The organism is Methanoculleus sp. MH98A (genome assembly GCF_000691865.1).
Lineage (GTDB): Archaea > Halobacteriota > Methanomicrobia > Methanomicrobiales > Methanoculleaceae > Methanoculleus.
The window spans coordinates 1-1,787 of record NZ_JMIO01000255.1; the positions used below are offsets into that span (position 1 = coordinate 1).

Genomic DNA, 1,787 nt, shown 5'->3' on the forward strand with positions numbered 1-1,787 from the left:
AAATAGAGTCCGGGTTCATCAATTAAAATAATGTTTCCACTGCTTTTCCCTTCGGCCTGTAACCTTAAAAAAAAGGCAATATACCATTGTAAACCCTGACTTCTTTGATCTACCCTATGATAGATAGGTGTGCGCTGATTACCTCCGCGTGTTTGGTCAATGTCTTGAATAAAGAATGATAGTTTTTGATCACTATAATCAACTGTAATATAAAGAGGGTCTTGCTTCCAGTACTTGCCAAACTCATTAGTGCAGACATCAGATGCTCGGGAAGCAATATTTACTCTTTCTTGAGCGGTCTTTGCATCACGTAGTGCGTTAAGATCTAGACCTGAGAGTTTTGCAAAATCTCCAATGAGCCGATAATTAGTTTTCAATTGATGGTCATTTTCCAGTTCATTTATGTGTACCTCTGATGGGAATTTGTCAGTGAAAGAATCAAACAGCACAGCCTTGGACAGCATACTTAATACTTTTTTGTCAAAGAAAATAGAAAAGGATGAACTATCTGAAGCAATGCTACTTAGATATATATTTTCAATGGTATCAACTCTTTTCAAAAAAGACGTCCGATCTTCGCCTGAAAACCTCTGCTTGTTATTTTCGTATGTTAGACGAAGATTTGAGATCGTCTCAACAAAATCTACGGGATTTGTTTGATCCGTAATGCTGCGAATCTGTCCAAACCCATATCTCGGAAGTATTGAATTTAACTGACCGACCTCATGAGATAGGTCACTTTTGAGAACTTTTCTTTTGTATTTGCCACCTGCAACTTCGTCCTTTAACTGCCCAGATACTTCAAATATATCATTTGTTCGTTTTATGCGGATCCGTTTCTTCTCGTCCACTCTAATTGAGCCAGCGTAACATAAGTATTTAAGAATTTCATTTGCTTCGTTGGCATTTAGCACGAAGTCATAGTGAATTTCGATGTTTATACCATCCTTAGTTGAATATCCAGGGTAGTCCTCACTGGTCAATTTACTTTCAGGGCTTATTTTTTCTAAATCTGCAAGGATACTGCTTTTTCCAGATTCATTCTTTCCTGCTAAAATAGTAATGTCAGGAGATAAGTGACAGACACCACTGTCCTCTAAAGATCTAAAATTCTTTATCCTGAATGACTCAAGTTTCATTTAACTCTCTCACTTTTGAATAGATGTTTAGTAATGAAATAGTTTGTCTATTGGGACTGCGTCAAACAATCTCAATAGAGACAAAACGCACAAAACGATGTACAGGGCGACTGAGAGGGCGAACCGAGAGACCATTTCACTTGCTATGATGCACTAGATCCCTAAAAATGAATGCAAGCAACCTACAGAAGACAGTAACTTCAAAAATGCAAGTGAATATCGAAATGCAGATGAAAAACAAGAGAAGAAGTAAAGCAATAAAGCGTCATGAATTTTCTGGAAGGAATTTCAATATGTTCTCTCCATCTTGGGTAATGCAAATTCTCCCTCGTTTCCCTTTATCGCTTATTTCAATAAGTTTCCATTGAAGAAGGGGATCAATAAGGTTTTTTGCTAGTTGTGAATGTTTGGCAGACTCAGGATGGCGCGAACCGGGGTCTATTTCAATTAGTTTTTCATTTACACATTGCTCAATGAGATCTTTCTTCCGTATTGGTTGCTCTTCGCGGATAATCTTGAGTGTTTTGATCAGTCTCGGTTTAGGTCGGTCAATCTTGTAATTGGGAAGTTGTATGACTCCTTTGTAACCACTTGTAAATTGTTGTCCTTGTTCTGGTGTTATCTCATATTTCTCTGGGCAAACATAGT

The 1,787-nt window shown here is 37.7% G+C and carries 2 protein-coding genes; both read right to left on the reverse strand.

Translation table 11 applies throughout. The features are described from left to right. Positions 1-1,139 (reverse strand): AAA family ATPase (locus EI28_RS13805; RefSeq protein ID WP_231476865.1); only part of this gene is annotated, 1,139 nt, incomplete at its 3' end. Positions 1,140-1,404: 265 nt separating this feature from the next. After that, positions 1,405-1,787: DUF6293 family protein (locus EI28_RS14570; RefSeq protein WP_197018532.1), on the reverse strand; the 383-nt coding region annotated here is incomplete at its 5' end.